At 65.7% G+C, this 20076-nt stretch carries 25 protein-coding genes and 1 pseudogene; 19 read left to right on the plus strand and 7 right to left on the minus strand.

Going from position 1 to position 20076, the window contains the following annotated elements; all coding sequences use genetic code 11:
• Positions 1-162: 162 nt before the first annotated feature.
• Positions 163-894, minus strand: a complete 732-nt coding sequence (gene phnF / locus ACFQX9_RS29390) for a phosphonate metabolism transcriptional regulator PhnF (protein ID WP_018453077.1) — start codon at positions 892-894, stop codon at positions 163-165.
• Positions 895-1012: 118 nt separating this feature from the next.
• Here phnF and phnG point away from each other — a divergent pair, with 118 nt between their 5' ends.
• Genes phnG through ACFQX9_RS29435 form a run of 9 tightly spaced genes read left to right on the plus strand, consistent with a single transcriptional unit; the run spans position 1013 to position 8010 of the window.
• On the plus strand, positions 1013-1477 hold the full coding sequence (gene phnG / locus ACFQX9_RS29395) for a phosphonate C-P lyase system protein PhnG (RefSeq protein ID WP_204514012.1): 465 nt from the start codon (positions 1013-1015) through the stop codon (positions 1475-1477).
• A gap of 4 nt (positions 1478-1481) precedes the next feature.
• Complete coding sequence (gene phnH / locus ACFQX9_RS29400) at positions 1482-2090, plus strand: phosphonate C-P lyase system protein PhnH (protein ID WP_377791259.1); 609 nt, start codon at positions 1482-1484, stop codon at positions 2088-2090.
• Positions 2091-2092: 2 nt separating this feature from the next.
• Positions 2093-3196, plus strand: coding sequence for a carbon-phosphorus lyase complex subunit PhnI (locus ACFQX9_RS29405; RefSeq protein ID WP_377791260.1), 1104 nt, complete (start codon positions 2093-2095; stop codon positions 3194-3196).
• On the plus strand, positions 3193-4089 hold the full coding sequence (locus tag ACFQX9_RS29410) for an alpha-D-ribose 1-methylphosphonate 5-phosphate C-P-lyase PhnJ (protein WP_247820972.1): 897 nt from the start codon (positions 3193-3195) through the stop codon (positions 4087-4089). The genes ACFQX9_RS29405 and ACFQX9_RS29410 overlap by 4 nt, the downstream gene beginning before the upstream one ends.
• Positions 4082-4879, plus strand: a complete 798-nt coding sequence (phnK, locus tag ACFQX9_RS29415; RefSeq protein WP_247820973.1) for a phosphonate C-P lyase system protein PhnK — start codon at positions 4082-4084, stop codon at positions 4877-4879. The genes ACFQX9_RS29410 and phnK overlap by 8 nt, the downstream gene beginning before the upstream one ends.
• A gap of 39 nt (positions 4880-4918) precedes the next feature.
• Positions 4919-5617, plus strand: coding sequence for a phosphonate C-P lyase system protein PhnL (gene phnL / locus ACFQX9_RS29420; protein ID WP_018453083.1), 699 nt, complete (start codon positions 4919-4921; stop codon positions 5615-5617).
• Positions 5618-5628: 11 nt separating this feature from the next.
• Entirely contained in the window at positions 5629-6783 is a 1155-nt protein-coding gene (locus ACFQX9_RS29425) for an alpha-D-ribose 1-methylphosphonate 5-triphosphate diphosphatase (protein WP_247299237.1), read from the plus strand.
• Positions 6780-7376, plus strand: coding sequence for a phosphonate metabolism protein/1,5-bisphosphokinase (PRPP-forming) PhnN (gene phnN / locus ACFQX9_RS29430; protein WP_247820975.1), 597 nt, complete (start codon positions 6780-6782; stop codon positions 7374-7376). The genes ACFQX9_RS29425 and phnN overlap by 4 nt, the downstream gene beginning before the upstream one ends.
• A gap of 22 nt (positions 7377-7398) precedes the next feature.
• Entirely contained in the window at positions 7399-8010 is a 612-nt protein-coding gene (locus tag ACFQX9_RS29435) for a pyridoxamine 5'-phosphate oxidase family protein (RefSeq protein ID WP_377791261.1), read from the plus strand.
• 327 nt (positions 8011-8337) lie between these two features.
• On the opposite strand, the gene ACFQX9_RS29440 is transcribed toward ACFQX9_RS29435, so the two are convergent.
• Positions 8338-8511: a hypothetical protein gene (locus ACFQX9_RS29440; RefSeq protein ID WP_158091562.1), complete on the minus strand. Its 174-nt coding sequence runs from the start codon at positions 8509-8511 to the stop codon at positions 8338-8340.
• Here ACFQX9_RS29440 and ACFQX9_RS29445 point away from each other — a divergent pair.
• Positions 8510-8712: pseudogene (locus tag ACFQX9_RS29445) on the plus strand (hypothetical protein). The gene ACFQX9_RS29440 and the pseudogene ACFQX9_RS29445 sit on opposite strands and share 2 nt — an antisense overlap.
• Here ACFQX9_RS29445 and ACFQX9_RS29450 read toward each other — a convergent pair.
• The 4 genes from ACFQX9_RS29450 to ACFQX9_RS29465 all read right to left on the minus strand — a co-directional run bounded on the left by ACFQX9_RS29450 (position 8713) and on the right by ACFQX9_RS29465 (position 12249).
• Positions 8713-9216, minus strand: a complete 504-nt coding sequence (locus ACFQX9_RS29450) for a DUF6496 domain-containing protein (protein WP_247820977.1) — start codon at positions 9214-9216, stop codon at positions 8713-8715.
• Between the two features lie 68 nt (positions 9217-9284).
• Positions 9285-10067 (minus strand): alpha/beta fold hydrolase, encoded by a 783-nt coding sequence (locus ACFQX9_RS29455; protein WP_247820978.1) that lies wholly within the window; start codon positions 10065-10067, stop codon positions 9285-9287.
• A gap of 4 nt (positions 10068-10071) precedes the next feature.
• Positions 10072-11367, minus strand: coding sequence for an O-acetylhomoserine aminocarboxypropyltransferase (locus ACFQX9_RS29460; protein WP_377791262.1), 1296 nt, complete (start codon positions 11365-11367; stop codon positions 10072-10074).
• An 81-nt stretch (positions 11368-11448) separates the two neighbouring features.
• A complete protein-coding gene (locus ACFQX9_RS29465; protein WP_368506953.1) occupies positions 11449-12249 on the minus strand; it encodes an IclR family transcriptional regulator in 801 nt (266 codons plus the stop codon).
• A 131-nt stretch (positions 12250-12380) separates the two neighbouring features.
• On the opposite strand from ACFQX9_RS29465, the gene ACFQX9_RS29470 reads away from it, so the two are divergent.
• From ACFQX9_RS29470 to ACFQX9_RS29495, 6 genes are read left to right on the plus strand one after another with little or no spacing between them, the layout of a single operon-like run.
• Positions 12381-13346, plus strand: coding sequence for a tripartite tricarboxylate transporter substrate binding protein (locus ACFQX9_RS29470; RefSeq protein WP_247820981.1), 966 nt, complete (start codon positions 12381-12383; stop codon positions 13344-13346).
• A 3-nt stretch (positions 13347-13349) separates the two neighbouring features.
• The gene (locus ACFQX9_RS29475) at positions 13350-13967 is read left to right on the plus strand and encodes a flavin reductase family protein (RefSeq protein ID WP_247820982.1); all 618 of its coding nucleotides are present in this window, start codon (positions 13350-13352) and stop codon (positions 13965-13967) included.
• Between the two features lie 44 nt (positions 13968-14011).
• Positions 14012-14872, plus strand: coding sequence for a fumarylacetoacetate hydrolase family protein (locus tag ACFQX9_RS29480; protein ID WP_247820983.1), 861 nt, complete (start codon positions 14012-14014; stop codon positions 14870-14872).
• Positions 14873-14875: 3 nt separating this feature from the next.
• Positions 14876-15679, plus strand: coding sequence for a 2-oxo-hept-4-ene-1,7-dioate hydratase (gene hpaH, locus ACFQX9_RS29485; protein WP_018453093.1), 804 nt, complete (start codon positions 14876-14878; stop codon positions 15677-15679).
• Between the two features lie 25 nt (positions 15680-15704).
• The gene (locus tag ACFQX9_RS29490; RefSeq protein ID WP_018453094.1) at positions 15705-16097 is read left to right on the plus strand and encodes a RidA family protein; all 393 of its coding nucleotides are present in this window, start codon (positions 15705-15707) and stop codon (positions 16095-16097) included.
• A 13-nt stretch (positions 16098-16110) separates the two neighbouring features.
• The gene (locus ACFQX9_RS29495) at positions 16111-16986 is read left to right on the plus strand and encodes an amidohydrolase (protein WP_204512537.1); all 876 of its coding nucleotides are present in this window, start codon (positions 16111-16113) and stop codon (positions 16984-16986) included.
• Between the two features lie 54 nt (positions 16987-17040).
• Here the strand turns inward: ACFQX9_RS29495 and ACFQX9_RS29500 are convergent, their stop codons facing one another.
• Positions 17041-18036, minus strand: coding sequence for an LLM class flavin-dependent oxidoreductase (locus ACFQX9_RS29500; protein ID WP_377791264.1), 996 nt, complete (start codon positions 18034-18036; stop codon positions 17041-17043).
• Positions 18037-18268: 232 nt separating this feature from the next.
• Here ACFQX9_RS29500 and ACFQX9_RS29505 point away from each other — a divergent pair, with 232 nt between their 5' ends.
• From ACFQX9_RS29505 to ACFQX9_RS29515, 3 genes are all read left to right on the plus strand, one after another.
• The gene (locus tag ACFQX9_RS29505) at positions 18269-18691 is read left to right on the plus strand and encodes an MgtC/SapB family protein (RefSeq protein WP_018453097.1); all 423 of its coding nucleotides are present in this window, start codon (positions 18269-18271) and stop codon (positions 18689-18691) included.
• A 135-nt stretch (positions 18692-18826) separates the two neighbouring features.
• Positions 18827-19330 carry a twin-arginine translocation pathway signal gene (locus ACFQX9_RS29510; RefSeq protein WP_018453098.1) on the plus strand — a complete coding sequence of 168 codons (504 nt, stop codon included), beginning with the start codon at positions 18827-18829 and terminating at the stop codon, positions 19328-19330.
• A gap of 11 nt (positions 19331-19341) precedes the next feature.
• Positions 19342-19971: a ferric reductase-like transmembrane domain-containing protein gene (locus ACFQX9_RS29515; protein WP_247820985.1), complete on the plus strand. Its 630-nt coding sequence runs from the start codon at positions 19342-19344 to the stop codon at positions 19969-19971.
• Positions 19972-20076 lie beyond the last annotated feature (105 nt).

Raw genomic sequence — 20076 nt, forward strand, 5'->3', positions numbered from 1 at the left:
TTCTTCCTTCTCCCCTTGTGGGAGAAGGTGGCGCGAAGCGCCGGATGAGGAGTCTGCATCCTCAATTCAGATCAGTGCGCGGAGGCAACCCCTCACCCGTCTCGCCGCTAGCGCGGCGAGCCACCCTCTCCCGCAAGGGGAGAGGGGCAGAGGGCAGCCAGTTTACCCGTTCTCCACCAGAAATTCCACCCGCTCCGCGGCAAAGCGCGAATGCTTGGTCACCAGCGGCTTGCCGTCGAGATCGTGATCGGTGGCGTCGACCACCAGGATCGGCCGTCCCAGCGCCAGATCGAGCCGTGCGGCGTCGGTTGCGTCGACGATACCGGCGGTGATCCGGGTCGCGCCGCGGCGATAGTCCCGGACGCCGTAATGCTCGAGCAATTTCGTCATCGAGCGGGTCGCGGCAAAGACGTCGCCCGCAGCCGGGAATAGCTGCGCCGACAGCCACGTCGTGGAGACACAGATCGGCGTGCGGTCGGCGAGGCGCATCGCCTCGATCCGAACCAGCGGTGCGCCGGTCTTGAGGCCAAGCTCCCGCGCGAGTTCGCGGGTCGCAACGTCAGCGGACGCCTCGATCAGCCGGCCATGCGGTTCGCGGCCGTCCGCGCCGACGATCTCGGAGAAACGGGTCCGCGAGCGCAGTGGATAAGCGAGCTTCTGCGCCTCGACATAGGTTCCGCTGCCGCGTTCTGCCCGCACGATGCCGCGCTCGGCAAGCGCGGCCAGCGCGCGTCGCACGGTGTGGCGGTTGACGCGATAGGTTTCGGCGATCTCCACCTCGCCCGGCAGCTTGTCGCCCGCCGCAAAGCGGCCGTCGGCGATGCCGCGCTCGATGCCGTCGGCAACGAGACGCCACAACGCGACGCCGGAGGAGGCTGTGTCCTGCATGCTCATGTGGCCGGGAAGCTACTCCAGAAATCACGCCTTTGTCACGAAACAGTCATGGCGCTCCGCTATCAAGTTGTCTAGTATCATAGACAACTTAGATTCGGCAAGTTCTGCAGAGAAGTCGGTGGATGCGGTGACCCAGCACAATAATCAGCAAGCCCAGCGCAAGGCCGCAATGGCCGTGCTGGCGCACGCGGAGGCGGACGAGATCGCCGCTCGCCTCCAAGCTCTCGCTTTGCCGGCGCATCAGGATCTGCGCGCGCCGGAAAACGGCCTCGTCATGCTGCGCGGCCGGGTCGGCGGCGATGGTGCGCCGTTCAACCTCGGTGAAGCCACGGTGTCGCGCGCCGCGGTGCGGCTTGCGAGCGGCGAGGTCGGTTTCGGCTACACGCTCGGTCGCGACGGCGAGAAGGCGCGGCTGATCGCGCTGTGCGATGCCCTGGTGCAGTCCCGCGATTTCGCCGGCGCGGTGGAGCGGGACATTATCGCGCCGTTGCGTGAGCAGCTTATGGTCAGGCGCAAGCAGGTGGCGGCCCAGACCGCCGCGACGAAGGTTGATTTCTATACCATGGTGCGCGGTGAGGGGTGAGATCATGACCACGATTGCGGAACTGCCCCCCGGGTTCGCCGACAAGGTGCTGTCGGCGCAATCGACCTTTCGTTCGGTCATGGACGCGATGGCCCGGCCGGGGTCGGTCCAGCGCATCGTGCCGACATCAGGAGCGCCTCATGTGATGATGCGCGGCACGGCCGCGATCGCGTTGACGCTGTTCGATCACGACACGCCGCTCTGGCTCGATGCGCGCATGCATGAGAGTTCCGACCTCGTGAAATGGCTGAAATTCCACACCGGTGCACCGTTGGTGCAGGATTCCTCGATCGCGAGCTTCGCGCTGATCAGCGACGGCGGGGCGCTCCCTTCGCTGGAGCGCTTCGCCCCCGGCACCAGCGAATATCCGGATCGCTCAACCACATTGATCCTTCAGGTCGAGAGCCTGGACGGAGGGCGGAGCTTCGAGCTGCGCGGCCCCGGCATTGACGGTGTCGCCACGCTCCAGGCTTCGATCAAGCCGTTCGACCTGTTCGAGCGCCTGCGCGTCAACGAAACGCTGTTTCCGCGCGGCATCGATGTGGTGCTGGTCGCCGATGATGCCGTGGTTGCGATTCCGCGCACCACGCGTGTCGTGAGCAAGGGAAGCTAAGCATGTATGTCGCAGTCAAAGGCGGCGAACGCGCCATCGAGAACGCCCATCGCCTGCTCGCCAGTGCACGGCGCGGCGACCAAAGGGTGCCGGAAATTTCCCTCGACCAGATCTCGGAGCAGCTTGGCCTCGCCGTGGACCGCGTCATGAGCGAAGGCTCGCTCTATGATCGCGAGCTCGCGGCGCTCGCCATCAAGCAGGCGCGCGGCGATCTGATCGAGGCGATCTTCCTGGTCCGCGCCTTCCGCGCGACGCTGCCCCGCTTCGGCGCCAGTGAGCCGGTCGAGACCGGCGCGATGCGGGTACGGCGGCGGGTGTCCTCGACCTTCAAGGACATTCCCGGCGGCCAGATCCTCGGCCCGACCTTCGACTATACCCACCGCCTGCTCGATCCCTCGCTCGCCGAGGGCTTTGTGCCGGAAGCGCCGGCGACGGCCGAAGCATCGTCTGCGCCGACCCCGCGGGTGACCGACATCCTCGGCCGCGACGGGCTGATCGAATCCTCGCCTAAGGCCGAGGAAGGCGCCAGCGTCGGCGATCTCACCCGCGAGCCGCTCAATTTTCCCGCCGATCGTGACCTGCGCCTGCAAAATCTCGCGCGTGGCGACGAAGGTTTTCTGCTGGCGATGGGCTATTCCACCCAGCGAGGCTACGGCCGCAACCATCCGTTCGCTGGCGAGATTCGCTTCGGTGAGGTCGAGGTTGAATTCTCCGCGGAAGACGTCGGCTTCGCCGTGCCGCTCGGCTCGATCGAGCTCACCGAGTGTCAGATGGTCAATCAGTTCAAGGGCTCCGCGACGGAGGCGCCGTGCTTCACCCGCGGCTATGGCCTCGCCTTCGGCCAGAGCGAGCGCAAGACGATGTCGATGGCGCTGGTCGACCGCGCGTTGCGTGCGCGCGAGCTCGGCGAAGAGGCACTCGCCCCCGCGCAAGACGAAGAATTCGTGATGTCGCATTCGGACAACGTCCAGGCTACCGGCTTCGTCGAGCATCTGAAGCTACCGCATTATGTCGACTTCCAGTCTGAGCTCGGCCTGTTGCGCAAGCTGCGGAAGGAATTCACTGAGGCCAATGCGCCCGATGCCATGAAGGAGGCCGCGGAATGAACGCGCCCGCCTACAATTTCGCTTATCTCGACGAACAGACCAAGCGGATGATCCGCCGCGCGATCCTCAAGGCGATCGCGATCCCCGGCTATCAGGTGCCGTTCGCCAGCCGTGAAATGCCGATGCCCTATGGCTGGGGCACCGGCGGCGTGCAGGTGACGGCCGCGATCCTCGGGCCCGAGGACGTGCTGAAGGTGATCGACCAGGGCTCCGACGACACCACCAATGCGATCTCGATCAGGAAGTTCTTTGCCAAGACCGCCGGCGTCGCCACGACGACGGCGACGATCGATGCGACCGTGATCCAGACCCGCCACCGCATCCCGGAGACGTCGCTACACGCAAATCAGGTGCTGGTCTACCAGGTGCCGATTCCGGAGCCGCTGCGCTTCCTCGAGCCGCGCGAGACGGAGACGCGGCGCATGCACGCGCTCGCCGAATACGGCCTGATGCATGTGAAGCTCTACGAGGACATCGCCCGCTTCGGCCACATCGCGACGGCTTACGCCTATCCGGTGAAGGTCAATGCGCGCTACGTGATGGACCCGTCGCCGACGCCCAAATTCGACAATCCCAAGATGGACAATTGCCCCGCGCTGCAACTGTTCGGCGCCGGCCGCGAGAAGCGCATCTACGCGATCCCGCCCTATACGCAAGTTGTGTCGCTCGACTTCGAGGACCATCCCTTCGAGCCGTACCGCTTCAACGCGCCGTGCGCGTTGTGCGCCGCTGAAAATTCCTACCTCGACGAGATCGTGACCGACGACAAGGGCGGGCGCATGTTCGTCTGCTCCGACACCGATTATTGCGAGGGACGTCAGGCCGCCGGCCATCACGGCAGCCTCAGCGCCGCGCCGTACAAGGACAAGGCGCAGGAGGCATCGAATGGCTGATCAAGACATGCTCGAGAACGACGAGCCGCTGCTGGTCGCAAAATCCCTCAGCAAGTCCTATGGCCGGATCGCGGCGTGCCGCGACGTGTCCTTTGCGCTCTACCCCGGCGAGGTGCTGGCGATCGTCGGCGAATCCGGCTCGGGCAAATCGACGCTGCTGCAGCTGCTGTCGGGTCAGCTCGCGGCCAGCGACGGTGAGGTGTCCTACCGGATGCGCGATGGCGTCACCCGCGATCTCGCCACGCTGGGCGAGGCCGAGCGGCGCTTCCTGTTTCGTACCGATTGGGGCTTCGTTCATCAGGATCCCGCGCAGGGGCTGCGCATGGCCGTCTCGGCCGGCGCCAATGTCGGCGAGCGGCTGATGGCGGTGGGGTGGAATCACTACGGCCGCATCCGCGATACCGCGTCGGACTGGCTGACTCGCGTCGAGATCGACATCGCGCGCATCGACGATGCGCCGCGGACCTATTCCGGCGGCATGCGCCAGCGGCTCCAGATCGCCCGCAACCTCGTCACCGAGCCGCGGCTGGTGTTCATGGACGAGCCGACCGGCGGCCTCGATGTTTCCGTGCAAGCCCGTCTGCTCGACCTCGTGCGCAGCCTGGTCGCGGAGCTGCATCTCGCGGTCATCATCGTCACCCATGATCTCGCGGTCGCGCGCCTGCTGTCGCATCGGGTCATGGTCATGAAGGGCGGCCGAGTCATCGAGACCGGCCTCACCGATCAGGTGCTCGACGACCCCCGCGAGCCCTATACCCAGCTGCTCGTCTCCTCGATCCTGCCGCCATGAGCCTTCCAACGTAATGAGCCTTGCAAGAAGAGTTCTCCAATGACCGCCATGATCGACATTGCCGACGCCAACAAGACCTTCACGATGCACCTGCAAGGTGGCATCGAGCTGCCCGTGGTGCGCGGCGTGACCTTTCACGTCAATCCCGGCGAATGCGTCGTGCTGTCGGGGCCATCAGGCGCCGGAAAATCGTCGATCCTGAAGATGATCTTCGGCAATTATCGTTGCGATTCCGGCCGGATCGGCATCCACCATCGCGGCGCGCTGGTCGATCTCGCCACCGCCGAGCCGCGGCAGGTTCTCAACATCCGCCGCGCGACCATTGGCTATGTCAGCCAGTTCTTGCGCGCGGTGCCGCGCGTCGCGACCCTCGACGTGGTCGCCGAGCCGCTGATCGTCAACGGCCTGGCGCGCGCGGAGGCGCAAGCCCGTGCTGGCGAACTGTTGCATCGCCTCAACATCCCCGAGCGGCTCTGGCAGCTTCCGCCCGCGACCTTTTCCGGCGGCGAGCAGCAGCGCGTCAACATCGCGCGCGGCTTCATCTCGGATCTGCCGATCCTGCTGCTCGACGAGCCGACCGCGTCGCTCGACGCCGCCAACCGCGCCGTCGTGGTCGGGCTGGTAGCCGAAAAGAAGCGCCAGGGCGTCGCCATGGTCGCCATTGTCCATGACGACGAAATCCGTCATCAGATTGCCGACCGCACCGTCGACGTCACCAGCTTCGCCGCCGCGGCCTGAAGGAAATGGACATGAACGCCAAGAAGGACATCGTGATCGCCAACGCCAGGATCGTGCTGGCGGAACGGGTGATCGAGCAGGGCTGGCTTGCCCTCGCCGATGGACGCATTGCCGAGATCGGCGAGGGCAGGGCGCCCGCGGGGGCAGAGGATGCCGGCGGCGATCTGATCATGCCCGGCTTGATCGAGCTCCACACCGATCACCTCGAGGCGCATTACGTGCCGCGACCAAAAGTGTTCTGGAATCCAGTCGCCGCCGTCGTCTCCTATGACGGCCAGCTCGCGACATCAGGCATCACGACGGTGTTCGACTCGCTCCGGGTCTGGCGCGAGGATGGCGCCGAGGAAGTCGACGGCCGCGCCGGCACGCTTGCCGCCGCAATCACGACCGCTCGCGATGCTGACCTGCTCCGCGCCGATCACTTCCTGCATCTGCGCTGCGAAATCCCGATGCCGAGCGTGGTCGAGGAGGCCAGGGAGCTGATCGACCGTCCCGACGTGCGGCTGATGTCGCTGATGGACCACACCCCCGGCCAGCGCCAGTTCCGGGACGAAGGCAAGCTGCGCGACTATTATCGCGGCAAGGGCGGCGGCAAGACCGACGCCGAGCTCGACGAGCTGTTCGCGAAGCGCTTCGAATATCAGAAGGCCTATGCCGCGACCAACATGCGCGAGATCGTGGCGCTGGCCCACAAGTACAAGATCCCGCTGGCGAGCCATGACGACACCACTGAGGAGAACGTCGTGGACGCCGTGCGCGATGGCGTTTCGGTGGCGGAATTTCCGACCACGCTGGAGGCCGCGCGCGGCCTGCACGAGGCCGGCATCGACATCCTGATGGGCGCGCCGAACGTCGTGCGCGGCGGCTCGCATTCCGGCAATATCGCCGCGGTCGATCTCGCCCGCGAGGGCCTGCTCGACATTCTGTCGTCGGACTACATCCCCTCGAGCCTTCTGATGGCCGCGCTGCACTTGCCCGAGCACGTGCCCGCCATCACTCTTCCGGCGGCGATCCGCACCGTGACGAAGGCGCCCGCGGAGGCAGTCGGCCTGTCCGACCGCGGCGAGATCGCGATCGGCAAGCGTGCCGATCTGATCCGCGTGCATGTCGCGGGCCGCGTCCCCGCGGTCCGCAGCGTCTGGCGCGAAGGAAGCCGTGTCGCATGAGCGAGGCCGTCACCGTGGCGGGAAAGACAACGGGTGCGATCGGGCCCGGGCGGCTCGTGCTCGTGGTCGGTCCCAGCGGTGCCGGCAAGGACACGCTGCTGCGGCTGGCGCGGGCAGCCTGCATCGAGGATCACGACATCGTCTTCCCGCGCCGTGTCGTGACGCGGGAATCCTCGGCCGACGAAGACAATATTGCGGTGAGCCCTGACGAATTCCGTCGCGCGCGCGAGCATGGCGAATTCGCCGTGCATTGGGAGGCGCATGGGCATTGCTACGCGCTGCCCCGCGACCTCAACGACGATATTCGTGCCGGACGCGCCGTCGTGGCCAATGTTTCGCGCACGGTGATCGGCGCGCTGCGCCAGGCCTATGCAAACATCGTGGTGGTCGCGGTCACCGCGCCGCCGGATGTGCTGGCGCAGCGGCTTGCTGCTCGCGCCCGGGACAGCGACGGCAATATCGCCGAACGGTTGACGCGCAGCGTCGACGACGCATCGGCCCAGGCCGATGTCACCATTCTCAACGCGCACAGCGCGGAGTATCATGGCCGCCAGCTTCTGCGCGTGATCAGGAATCAAGGCTGGCACGAATAGCCGGCACAACAAGGAGACTGGAATGTCGGTGATCGAAACGGTCGAGCAGCTGGAGGCCATCTACGGCGTCACCAACGACGCCTCGACCGTGAAAGTCGCCGACCACGTCACCCCACTCTATCGCGTCTTCATCGAAAAGGCCCCGTTCGCCGCGCTCGCTACCATCGGACCCGAGGGGATCGACTGCTCGCCGCGCGGCGATCTCTCCGGCTTCGTCCGCATTCATGACCCGAAGACGCTGATGCTGCCGGATCGCCGCGGCAACAACCGGGTCGATTCCTTGCGCAACATCGTGCGCGATCCCAGGGTATCGCTGATGTTCCTGATCCCCGGCTCCGGAAATGCGGTTCGGGCCAATGGCCGGGCGCATCTGTCCATCGATTCCGAATTGCTGGCCTCGTTCAAGGTCGACGGCAAGGCGCCGCGCAGCGTCATGGTGATGACGGTCGACGAAATTTACTTCCAGTGCGCCCGCGCCATCGTCCGCTCCGATCTCTGGAATCCCGACAAGCGCATCGACCCCAAGACGCTGCCGACGCCCGGCCAGATCCTCGCCGAGATGAGCGAGAACAAGGTCGGCGGCGCGGAGTATGATCGCGCCTGGCCGGAGCGTGCGGCCGCGACGATGTGGTGAGTTCGTTCTTCCCCTCTCCCCTTGCGGGAGAGGGTGGCTCGCCGCGTAGCGGCGAGACGGGTGAGGGTCTCTCTCCGCGTGCGACTCTCTTGAGGATTCGCGGAGGCAAACCCCTCATCCGGCGCTTCGCGCCACCTTCTCCCGCAAGGGGAGAAGGAAGAACTCATCGCGAGATGAATTCGTTTGTCGGCGCTCGCACCCGGGGACGCGCCCCTGTGCGCTCATCGCAATTATGGATAGCCATTTCATTGACCGTTCGCGCTAAACGCTCGATATTCGACGCATCGACACTGCTCCTTCGAGCCGAAGCCGCGATATGAGAACCGATCACCAGCGCAGTAACAATGACATGCATGCGTGCATGACGCGCCGCTGTTTCTCGGCGGCCACCGGCGCATGTTGTTGTTGCTGACCGCCGCCTCCTAGCAGCACCTCACCCAGCAAATCCCAAGAAGCAAATCCAAAGACAGGAACGCCGAGACCCGGCGGACGAGCAGTCATGTCCCGAACTCAATCGAATGCCTACGTCATCGAGATCCACGACCGCGCCGCCGGCATCGTCACGAGGGATACGCGCGGCTTCCGCTTCTTCTCCTCCGAGCGTCTGTTCGACAGCCTCGAAGGCCGCCAGTTCCGCTCGCGCGCGAGGCGGAGCGCGCCGCCCGTGCGGTATTCTCCGAGCGGGGCCGGCGCGCGAACTGATCAGCTCCGGCGGCGCGCCCTGGTGCGTGCCGCCTTCTTTGCGGCGGTGGAGCGGGCCTTGGCGCCCTTGGTGCGGCTCGCCTTGCGCGCGGCGGCTGAACGCGACGCGGCCGTTCGCCGGCTCGCGGCGCGCTTGCCCTGCTTCGACAGTGCGCTGCGCGATGCGGTCGAGCGCGGCTCCTTCTTCAAAACCTTTTCGACGGCTTGCGACACGCGCGGCCGGCGCTTCGGGGTGCGCTTGCCCTGACCGACGTCATAGGCATATTTGGCGCTGCGGCGCGTCGCCTTCTTGACGCGTCCCTTGCGCGGCGGCGGCAGATCGACGCCGGCGCGGCGCGCTTCGGAGAGACCGATGGCGATGGCCTGCTTCGTCGAGCGCGCGCCATGCCTGCCCTTGCGGATCTTGTCGATCTGGTCCTTGACGAATTCGCCGGCCTGCGTGCTTGCCGATTTTCCGGCACGCTTGTCTTGCCTGGCTTTGCGAATGACTTCCTGTCTTGGCATGGGTCCAGTTCCCTCTGGAATTCACGGGAATGTCTGACCGCAACGCGCAAGATGGACGATTGATCCTGTCAGTTCCGTAGCGCAGCGAGCAGTTCATCGGGGCGTTCGGCCATGATCATGTGGCCGGCGCCCGGCACCACGACGGTCTTCGCATGCGGGATCGCGGCGGCAAGTGCCTTGCCGGCCTTCACCGGCGTCATCATGTCCCGTTCGCCGAGGATGAGTGTGGTGGGCACCTTCACGCTTGCGGCTGCTTGCAGCGCATTGGCGTAAGCATTGCAGGCCGACAAATCCCTGAACAGCACGCCCGGCTCGCAGTGTTTCAATACGGCCTGGGCGCCGCCATGCATCCACAGGCCCGGTGCGAGGCTGCCGCCGAACTCAGCGTTGAAGCCGAGTCCCCAGATCGAGACCATGTCGTTTGCATCCTGCGAATTGGCTTCGGCCGCTTTCAGCAGATCCGGGCCGACCGTCATGGTCGCGGCCGTGCCGATCAGGCTGAGCGCGGAAACCTTGTCGGGGTGACGTGCGGCCGTCTCCAGCGAGATCAGCGATCCCATGGAATGGCCGATCAGATGCGCTTTCGTCGCTTCGGCCGCATCGAGCAGGGCCGCCGTCCAGTCGGCCATTTCGGCGATGCTGCCGAGCGAAGGTCCGGGCGAGCGGCCGTGGCCGGGCAGATCCGGCGCCAGCACGCCAAAGCCGTGATGGGCGAACCAGCGGGTGTGCAGTGCCCAGGTCGAACGGTCGAAACCGGCGCCGTGGAGGAAGACGACGGCGGGCAGGGACTTGTCGAAGTCGCGGCCGCCGGTTGCGACCAGCACCTCGGCGCCGTTGACGGAGAGCTTCATGGTGTCAGACCTTTTGCGAGATGCGCAGCGCCTGCGCGAGATCGTCGATGATGTCGCTTCCGGTCTCGATGCCGACCGAGAGTCGCACCAGCTCTTCGCCGATGCCGGAGGCCTTGAGCTGCTCGGCGTCCATCTGCTGGTGCGTGGTCGAGGCGGGGTGGATCACCAGCGTCTTGGCGTCGCCGACATTGGCGAGATGACTGATCATGCGCAGCGATTCGATGAATTTGCGGCCCGCGGGCCGGCCCCCCTTGATGCCGAAGGAGACGATCGAGCCGGCGCCGCGCGGCAGTAATTGTTTTGCGAGCTGGTAGTCCGCATGATCTTCCAGCGAGGGATGCAGCACCCAATCGACCGCCTTGTTGGCTTTCAGTGCTTCCAGCACGAGGTGCGTGTTCTGCATGTGGCGGTCCATGCGCACGCCGAGCGTCTCGACGCCCTGCAACAGCTGGAAGGCGTTGGTCGGCGATAGACAAGCGCCGAAATCGCGCAGGCCTTCGGTGCGCGCGCGCATGATGAAGGCGGCGGTGCCGAACTGCTCGTCGAAGACGATGCCGTGATAGCCGCCATAGGGCTCGGTCAGCACGCCGAATTTTCCGGATGAGCGCCAGTCGAAACGACCGCCGTCGACGATGGCGCCGCCGATCGCGATGCCGTGGCCGCCGATCCATTTGGTCGCCGAATGCATGACGATGTCGGCGCCGAGCTCGATCGGACGGCTGAGATAGGGCGTGGCAAAGGTGTTGTCGATCAGCAGCGGAATCTTCGCGTCATGCGCGATCGAAGCGACGTTCGGAATGTCCAGCACCTCGAGCCCGGGATTGCCGATGGTCTCGCCGATCATCAGCTTCGTGTTCGGCTTGATCGCCGCGCGGAACGCGTCGAGATCGCGCGGCTTGACGAACGTTGTGGTGATGCCGAAGCGCGGCAGCGTGTGCGCCAGCAAATTGATGGTGCCGCCATAGAGCGAGCTCGATGCCACGATATGGTCGCCGGCGTTCAGAAGCGTGGCGATGGCCAGATGCAGCGCCGCCATGCCGCTCGCGGTGCAGATCGCGCCGACGCCGCCTTCCAGCGCCGCAAGCCGTTCTTCCAGCACGCCGGTGGTCGGATTGGAGATGCGCGTATAGATGTGGCCGGCGCGTTCGAGATTGAACAGCGCGGCGGCGTGATCGGAATCCTGGAACACGTAGGACGTGGTCTGGTAGATCGGCACCGCGCGGGCGCCGGTCGCGGGATCCGGATGCTGGCCCGCATGCAGGCTCAGGGTCTCGAAGGCAGGCGGTTTTGGCGCGGGCATGCGGGGCCTCGTTGCTCGGTCGGCGGAGGCGGCTCTTGTGCCATAAAATGGCGCGCGGCGTCAGCCCATTGACAGCGTTGTCTAACCCCGGATCGCCTGCTCGATGATCCGCGCCTCCCGCAGCAGGATCTCCGCGACCTCCTGTTCGCGTCGTGGGCCGAGCCTGGTGCGAACGGCGGAGACGGTCATGGCGGCAGCGGGACGGCCGTCCGGGGTCTTGATCCAGGTCGAGATCGACTTCGTGCCCTGCACGAGACCAATTTCCCTCATGCCGTATCCCAGCCGTCTTGCGGCGGTGACTTGGCCCAGCACCGTCGCAACATCGGTCCGGTAGGCCTCCAGTCTCTTCTCGTTGGCTGCGACGATTTTTCGCGCGTCCTGCGCCGGCATCGCGGCGAGGATGGCGACGCCTGCGCTGGAGACGCCGAGCGGTCGGCGCGCGCCGACCTCGATCGACAGCACCTGGATCGGATAGACGCCAATCCGGCGATCGACGCACAGCGTGTCATTGCCGGTCCGCACCGTCAGGAACAGCGTGTCGCCGATCTCGGCCGAGGCGCGTTGCAGCGACGGATTTGCCGCGATCAGCAGCCGCGACGGCCGAGGCCGTGCGAGCGCGAGCTCCGGCACCTGGTTGCCGATCGCGTAGCGGCCGGTCCGGTCATGCCGTTCGACGATGCCTTCCTCGATCAGCACGTGGACGATGCGGTGCACGGTCGGGCGGGTGAGGCCGGTCGCCCGCACCACCTCGGCCAGCAGCACGCCGTCTTCGCGGCCTGCGGCAAGGATGCGCAGCACCGCGAGCGCGCGCCGGATCGCCTGCGCGCCCTGTCGCGGTCCCGTGATGCGGCGGGTGGATTTCGCGGAAGTCGTCTTGTCCATAATATGGACGAGAACGCCACAATTCACTCGACAGGTAAAGCGCCCATCTGGAGATTGCGCTCCGAATCGACATGCCGTGTACGACGTCAGGCAAATCGACGTAAAATTGGAAGCGCCGCCGGGAGGTTAACATGCGATTAATCTGGATTGCCCTAGCTGCCGCAGCGGCGATGTTGACGGGACCGGCGTCGGGCCAGCAATGGCCGGCGCGCAACGTCAAGCTGATCGTGCCCTATCCGGCCGGCGGCAATGTCGATAGCGCCGCGCGCATCATCGCGGACAAGCTCCAGGAAAAGCTCGGCCAGCCCTTCATCATCGAGAACAAGGCGGGCGCCGGCGGCATGATCGCGGGCGAGGCTTTCGCGAAGTCCGCGCCCGACGGCTACACGCTGTTCGTCGGCGCCAACGGCCCGGTGCTGTTCGCGACCGAGATCAACAAGCGCGACGTCTATAATTGGAAGAAGGATTTCCTGCCGATCTCGACGATCTCGATGACGCCGCTGGTGCTCGAGGTGCATCCGTCGGTGCAGGCGACGACTTTCAAGGAATTCATCGGCCTCGCCAAGCGCGAGCCGGGCAAGCTGACGATGGCCTCGCCCGGTCCCGGCACCACCAACCATTTGCTCAGCGAACTGATGCAGTCCAGCCTCGACCTGCAATGGGTCACCGCGCACTATCGCGGCAATGCGCCTGCCGTCAACGATCTCTTGGGCGGGCAGGTGCAGTTCGCGTTCGACCAGCTCACGGTCAGCCTGCAGCATATCAAGGCCGGTCTGTTCCGCGCGCTGGCCGTCACCAGCCCGCACCGCCTGAAGTCGCTGCCCGACGTGCCGACCTTCGCCGAGCTTGGTTACAAGGATTTTGACGGCCAGACCTTCACCGGCCTGTTCGCACCGGCAGGCACGCCGGCGCCCGTGATCGACAAGCTGCACGAGGCACTGACCGCGATCCTGAAGGACCCCGCCGTGGTCGACAAGTTCGAGAAGCTCGGCGGTGAAGCCGTCGCGATGACGCCCGACGAATTCAAGGCCTATCTCGCGCGCGAGGACGCCAAATGGATTCCGATCGTGCGCAAGGCCAACATCAAGGCGGATTGATCGATGCGGATCGACCCCAGCGAGCTCGGCGCCGAGCGCATCTACCGGCTGATGACCGGCATCGTGGTGCCGCGTCCGATCGCCTGGGTGACGAGCCTGTCGCGCGCAGGCGTGGTCAACCTCGCGCCGTTCAGCGCCTTCACCTTCGTCTCGCAGAAGCCGCCGATGCTCGCGATCAGCGTCGGCCGCAAGGGCGCGGACTACAAGGACACCGCGCATAACATCCTCGATACCGAGGAATACGTGATCCACATCGCCGATACCCCGCTGATGCAGGCGGTGCACGACTCATCGGTCGAGCATCCGCCCGAGATCAGCGAGGTCGCGGAGCTCGGCCTTGAGACGCTCCCGAGCGAGCGCATCAAGGTGCCGCGGCTCAGCGTTGCACCCGTTGCGATGGAGTGCCGCTTTCGGCAGTGCCTCGAATTCGGCGACGCCCGCAGCCGTCTCATCGTGGGCGAAGTCGTGATGTTCCACCTCCGCGACGGCCTCGTGAACGACGGCAAGGTCGAAACCGTCGCGCTCGATCCGATCGCGCGCATCGGCGGGCCGCGCTACGCCCGGCTCGGCGAGATCGTGACGCTGCACGGCGTGTTCCAGACTCCCAAATCGAAAGACTGAGCGCGCCGCCCCCGCGCGCGCCCCAAGACCATTGGAGAACGACCATGCGACTCCTAAGCTATCTCGTGGACGGAGAGCCGCGCTACGGTGCCGTCATGGAAGGCGGTGTCGTCGATCTGACCCGGCGGATCGGCCGCGACTTCTCCGACGTCAGGGCGCTGATCGCAGCCAACGCGCTGGCCGACGCGCAGGAAGCCGTCGCCGGACAAAAGCCGGACTACGCGCTGGAAGAGCTCGTGCTGCTTCCGCCGGTGCTGGCGCCGGAAAAGCTCTGGTGCATCGGAGTCAATTACGCCGAGCGCAATGCGGAGTATAAGGACAGCTCTGACCTGCCCAAATATCCCAGTCTGTTCGTGCGCAGCATGTCCTCGATGACGGGCTCAGGCCAGCCGCTGGAGAAGCCTCACGTCTCCGAGCAGCTCGACTATGAAGGCGAGCTCGTCATCGTGATCGGCCAGGGCGGCCGCCACATTTCGCGCGAAAAGGCCTGGGCGCACATCTTCGGCATGACGCTGTGCAACGAGGGCACGATCCGCGACTGGCTCCGCCACGGCAAGTTCAACGTCACGCAGGGCAAGAATTTCGACCGCTCCGGCAGCATCGGTCCGTGGATCGTCACCGCGGACGAGCTCGATCCGCGCGGGCCTCATGACATCGTCACGCGCGTCAACGGCGAGGTGCGGCAGCAGGACACCATCGAGCGGCTGATGTTCCCGTTCGATTTCCTGATCTCCTATCTCTCGACCTTCGCAACCCTCAAGCCCGGCGACATGATCGTGACGGGCACGCCGACCGGCGCCGGCGCCCGCTTCGACCCGCCGCGCTGGCTCAAAGTCGGTGACGTCGTCGAGGTCGAATCCAGCCGCATCGGCGTGCTGCGCAACACCGTCGCGGCGGAGCAATAGGTCATGCTGGATACTGCCACGATCGAACGTCTTGCCACGCGGCTCGACGAAGCCGAACGCACCAAGACGCTGATCACGATGTTTTCGAAAGACCATCCCGATTTCAGCATCGAGGATGCCTATGCCGTTCAGCGCGCCTGGACCAGACTCCAGCTCGGACGCGGCCGGGTCATCAAGGGCCACAAGATCGGCCTGACCTCGAAAGCGATGCAGAACGCGGTCGGCATTTCCGAACCCGATTACGGCGTGCTGTTCGCCGACATGTTCTATGCCGACGCCACGCCGATTCCGTTCGACCGCTTCCAGGCGCCGCGAATCGAGGTCGAGCTCGCCTTCGTGCTGAAGGCGCCGCTGCGCGGGCCCGATTGCACCATCTTCGACGTGCTTAACGCCACCGACTACGTCACCCCGGCGCTGGAGATCCTGGAGACGCGCATGCACCGCGTCGATCCCGAAACGGGCAAGGCGCGAAAGGTCATGGACACGATCTCGGACAACGCGGCGAACGCCGCGCTGGTGCTTGGCGGCCGGCCTTTCCGTCCGATGGACGCGGACATGCGCTGGATAGGCGCGCTGTTGTTCCGCAACGGCGAGGTCGAGGAAACCGGGCTTGCCGCCGGCGTGCTCAACCATCCCGCCAACGGCATTGCCTGGCTCGCCAACCGCCTCGCGCCGCATGACGAGCATCTGGCCGCCGGCGAGGTGGTGCTGGCGGGATCGTTCACGCGTCCGGTCGACATTCGCCGCGGCGACACGTTTCATGCCGATTATGGCGCGTTCGGCTCGGTGTCGTGCCAGTTCGTCTGAATCAACACATGAAAGGGAGCGCATCATGACCGGTCACACGCGGCGCAAGAGCATCCATATCGGCGGCTTCAAGCATGCCAACCCGATTCCGAACGCCTGCCGCATCGGCAATCTCGTGATGTCGGGCGTCATTCTCGGCCGCGATGCGACTGGTGCGATGCCCGAGAGCCTGGAGGCGCAATGTGCCAACATGTTCGCGCATATGAAGGCGACGGTCGAGGCTGCCGGCGGCACCACCGACGACATCATCAAGATGACGGTGTGGCTGAAGGACCGTACGCAGCGCGGCCCGGTCAATGTCGAGTGGCTGAAGATGTTTCCGGACGAGCATTCGCGCCCGGCGCGCCACGCGCTGCCGATGGACAACATGGACGGCGGCGCGCTGGTGCAGTGCGACTTCACCGCCGTAATCGACTGAGGGAGTTTTGCGCATGCCGACCTATCTTCCGTTCGACCCGAACCCGCGCCGCCCGGTCAAGGGGCCGCCGCCCAAATCCCTCGACAGCCAGTTTCACGTGCTCGGCCCCCTCGACAAATATCCGGAGCGTCCCGGTGCTGCCTATCGGATGCCGACCGCGACCTGGGAGGCGGCGCTGCGCGTGCACAAGACGCTCGGCATCGAGCGCGGCATCATCGTGCAGACCACGACGTATGGCGCCGACCATGCCGTCGTGCTCGACGGTCTCGCCGCGATGGGCCCGAACTATCGCGGCTGCGCCAACGCGCTGGTGTTCGCCGAGGCGAACGATTCGTATCTTGCCAAGCTGCATGATGCTGGGGTCCGCGGCGCGCGCTTCAGCTTCCGCCAGGAGCTCGGCGCTGTGCTGTCGGATGCCGATTTTGCCCGCGCGATTGCGCGCATCCGCGAGCTCGGCTGGTACGTCAAGATCCAGCCCGAGAAGGACGGCATCGTCTCCAGCGTCGCCAAATACGAGAATCTCGACGTGCCCGTGCTGATCGACCACATGGCACGGCCCGATCCTGAAGCCGGCAGGAACGATCCGAACCTGCGCAAGATGCTGGAGCTGCTCGGCAAGGGCAATTTCTGGGTGATGCTGTCGCTCGGCGAGAAGACCTCGAAGCTCGGGCCGCCCTACGACGACGTCATCCCGATCGCGCGTGCCTATATCGAGGCAGCAGTCGACCGCTGCGTCTGGGCCAGCGACTGGCCGCACCCGGTCTCGGTCAAGCAGCCGCCCAACGACGCCGATCTGCTGGAGTTGATGTACCGCTACGCGCCCGACCAGTCGACGCTGGAGAAGATCCTGGTGCACAATCCGGCCAAGCTGTTCGGCTTTCCGGATTAGGGCGCTCACGGCCTGCCACGAGCGCAGCTTCACCGTCGCAACAATCGCACCCGCTCACCCCGCCAACCGATCCCTTACCCCGGCCGCGATCTCGAACGAGCGCAGCCGCGCGGCATGGTCGTAGATCTGGCCCGTGGTCATCAATTCGTCCGCGCCGGTCTCGGCGATCAGCGCCTTCAGCTTCGCTTCGACCATGTCAGGCGAGCCGACCGCCGAGCACGACAGCGACTGGCCGACCATCGCCTTCTCGGCTGGCGACCACAGCGCGTCCATGTCGTCGACCGGCGGCGGCAGCGGGCCGGGCGTGCCGCGGCGCAGATTGATGAACTGCTGCTGCAGCGAGGAGAACATGCGCTGCGCGTCCGCGTCGCTGTCGGCGGCGAACACGTTGACGCCGACCATCGCATAGGGCTTGTCGAGCTGCGTCGAGGGTTCGAACCGCGCCCGATACTCCCTCAGCGCCGGCATCATCATTTGCGGTGCGAAGTGTGAAGCGAACGCGAACGGCAGGCCGAGCATCCCTGCGAGCTGCGCGCCAAAGGTGCTGGATCCCAGGATCCACAGCGGCACCTTCGTCCCCATGCCCGGCACGGCCCGGATGGCCTGGTTCGGCTGCACGTCGCCGAGCAGCGCCTGCAACTCCAGCACGTCCTGCGGAAAGTTTTCCGAACTCGTCGCGAGGTCGCGCCGCAGGGCGCGTGCGGTAAATTGGTCGGTGCCCGGTGCCCGCCCGAGCCCGAGATCGATCCGCCCGGGATAGAGCGAAGCCAGCGTGCCGAACTGCTCGGCGATGACGAGCGGCGAATGGTTCGGCAGCATGATCCCGCCGGACCCGACCCGGATCGTCTTCGTCCCGCCCGCGATATGCCCGATCACCACCGACGTCGCCGCGCTCGCGATCCCCGTCATGTTGTGATGCTCGGCCAGCCAGAACCGCTTGTAGCCCCAGCCCTCCGCATACTGCGCGAGATCGAGCGAATTGCGGAACGCTTGTGACGCATCGCCGCCTTGGCGGATGGGCGCGAGGTCGAGCACGGAGAAGGGGATCATGGAAGGGTCCGGATGGAGCGTGCGGTGGTAACGTGGACTCGACATGTAGGAGCCGGTCGCAGGAATACCAGCCGAAACGATCATGGTGCTGCGCCGGCGGCTCCATCGCGCGGAGACGAGGCCATCGCTGCGCTGCATGCGGCAAATTCGCCTGTATGGAAACCGCGGGCCGCATTGCCGCGTTGCCGGCCGGTTTGATCAACGGCGACGATTTTTATTTCGGGGGCTTTCTTTGGACAGATTCAACATTGGTGTTCATGTCGTTGCGCTGGCTGCGGCCTTCGCACTCGCCGTTCCCATTGGCTGGGACCGCGAGAAGCGGGCGCGAAGCGCGGGCTTGCGCACCTTTCCACTGGTCGCAATGGCAAGCTGCGGCTTCGTGCAGGCCAGCGAAAGCCTGCTCGTGCATTCGCCTGACGGAATGGCGAAGGTGATCGAGGGCCTCATCACCGGCATCGGCTTCATCGGCGGTGGCGCAATTCTCAAGCAGGGGAATTCGGTGCAGGGGACCGCGACGGCCGCGAGCCTCTGGGCGACCGGCGCCATCGGCGTCTCCGTCGGGCTCGGCGCTTTTGATGTCGCGGTGACGGTCGCCGTATTCACGTTCCTGACGCTTCGCTTGTTGACGCTGGTCAAGGAAGAAGACGATCACTGATGCATGTGCGAGCGGCCTGCACCCCGTTCACAACAACGTCATCGCGACCCGCTGCGTCCCCCGGCCCAACTGTGCGTCTGGCGCGTTTTCTTGTACACTCACTGAGCCATTGGACGCTCGCCAGGAGGAACCGACATGACCACGGTCGTACTCAATCGCCGGAGCCTCCTCGCCGCGGGCGGCTCGATCCTCGCAACCGGGCTCTTGGCGACCGGCGTCCCCGGCCTGCTGTTGCCTGCACGCGCGGACGGCCTCGCACCGACCGAGACGATGTCGGGCGGGGCGAACAACTACCGCAAGGGCGCGGCGATCGTGGAGCGGATCGGAAAGGGTGGCTTCTGGATGAGCGGCACCGTGCGCCGCGCCGGCGACGGGACTCCCTTGGCCGGGCAGCGCATCCAGATCTGGGCGCACACGGTCGAAGGCCAGGAGCACGAGCCGCAGAGTCATGGCGCCACGCTCACCGACAAGGACGGCAAGTTCCGGCTCGAAATGCCGCAGATCATTCCCATCTTCGGCCAGCCGCATGGCCACCTCGCCTATGACAGCGGTGAATTCAAAACCGTCTTCCTGCGGCCGATAATGCGGAGCGCAAAGGAAACCAGCCTCGAGGCGCACTTCGTCCTGCAGCCGGCCTGATCGCATTGGAGATGAAGGGGCGGAGATCGGCCCGGGCGCCCCTGATCTGGATCGCCCTTGCCTTGGCCATCGGCGTGCCGATCGCGCTCGCTGCGGGAAGCGAACAGCTCACATGGCGCGGCCCGGTCTACATCCTCGCCGGCTTCGCCGGGATCATCGCGCTCGGTCTCGTGCTCGTTCAGCCCCTGCTGATCGGCGGATACCTGCCGGGCTTGTCGGCCTATCGCGGCCGGCGCGCCCACCGCTGGATCGGCGGCGCGCTTGCTCTGGCGGTGGTGATCCACGTCGCCGGCCTCTGGATCACCAGCCCGCCCGACATGATCGACGCCCTGACTTATACGTCACCGACACCGTTCTCCCCCTTCGGCGTGACCGCCATGTGGGCCATCTTCATTGTTGCGCTCCTGGCTCTGCTGCGCCGGCGGCTGGGATTGCGGTTGCGCACGTGGCGCATCGTCCATATTCCCCTCGCGATCGTCATCGTCGCAGGCAGCGTCGCCCATTGCCTGCTGATCGAGGGGACGATGGAGACGATCTCGAAGGCTGCGCTTTGCGCAGCTGTGCTGGCGGCGACCGTCAAGGTGATGGTTGATCTCTGGAGAAGGCGGACGTTGCGCGATAGCAGCATTGCGCGGCCGTAAGCGTAGCAACCATTAAAGGCTAGGCGGCTTTTTCGATCCAGGGCGTGCCCCGTTGCACGACAGTATTGGCGTAGATCAGGAGCTTGCGGGCGCAGGCGATGAGCG

The sequence above is a fragment of the Bradyrhizobium sp. GCM10028915 genome, from assembly GCF_042666195.1.
Lineage (GTDB): Bacteria > Pseudomonadota > Alphaproteobacteria > Rhizobiales > Xanthobacteraceae > Bradyrhizobium > Bradyrhizobium canariense_D.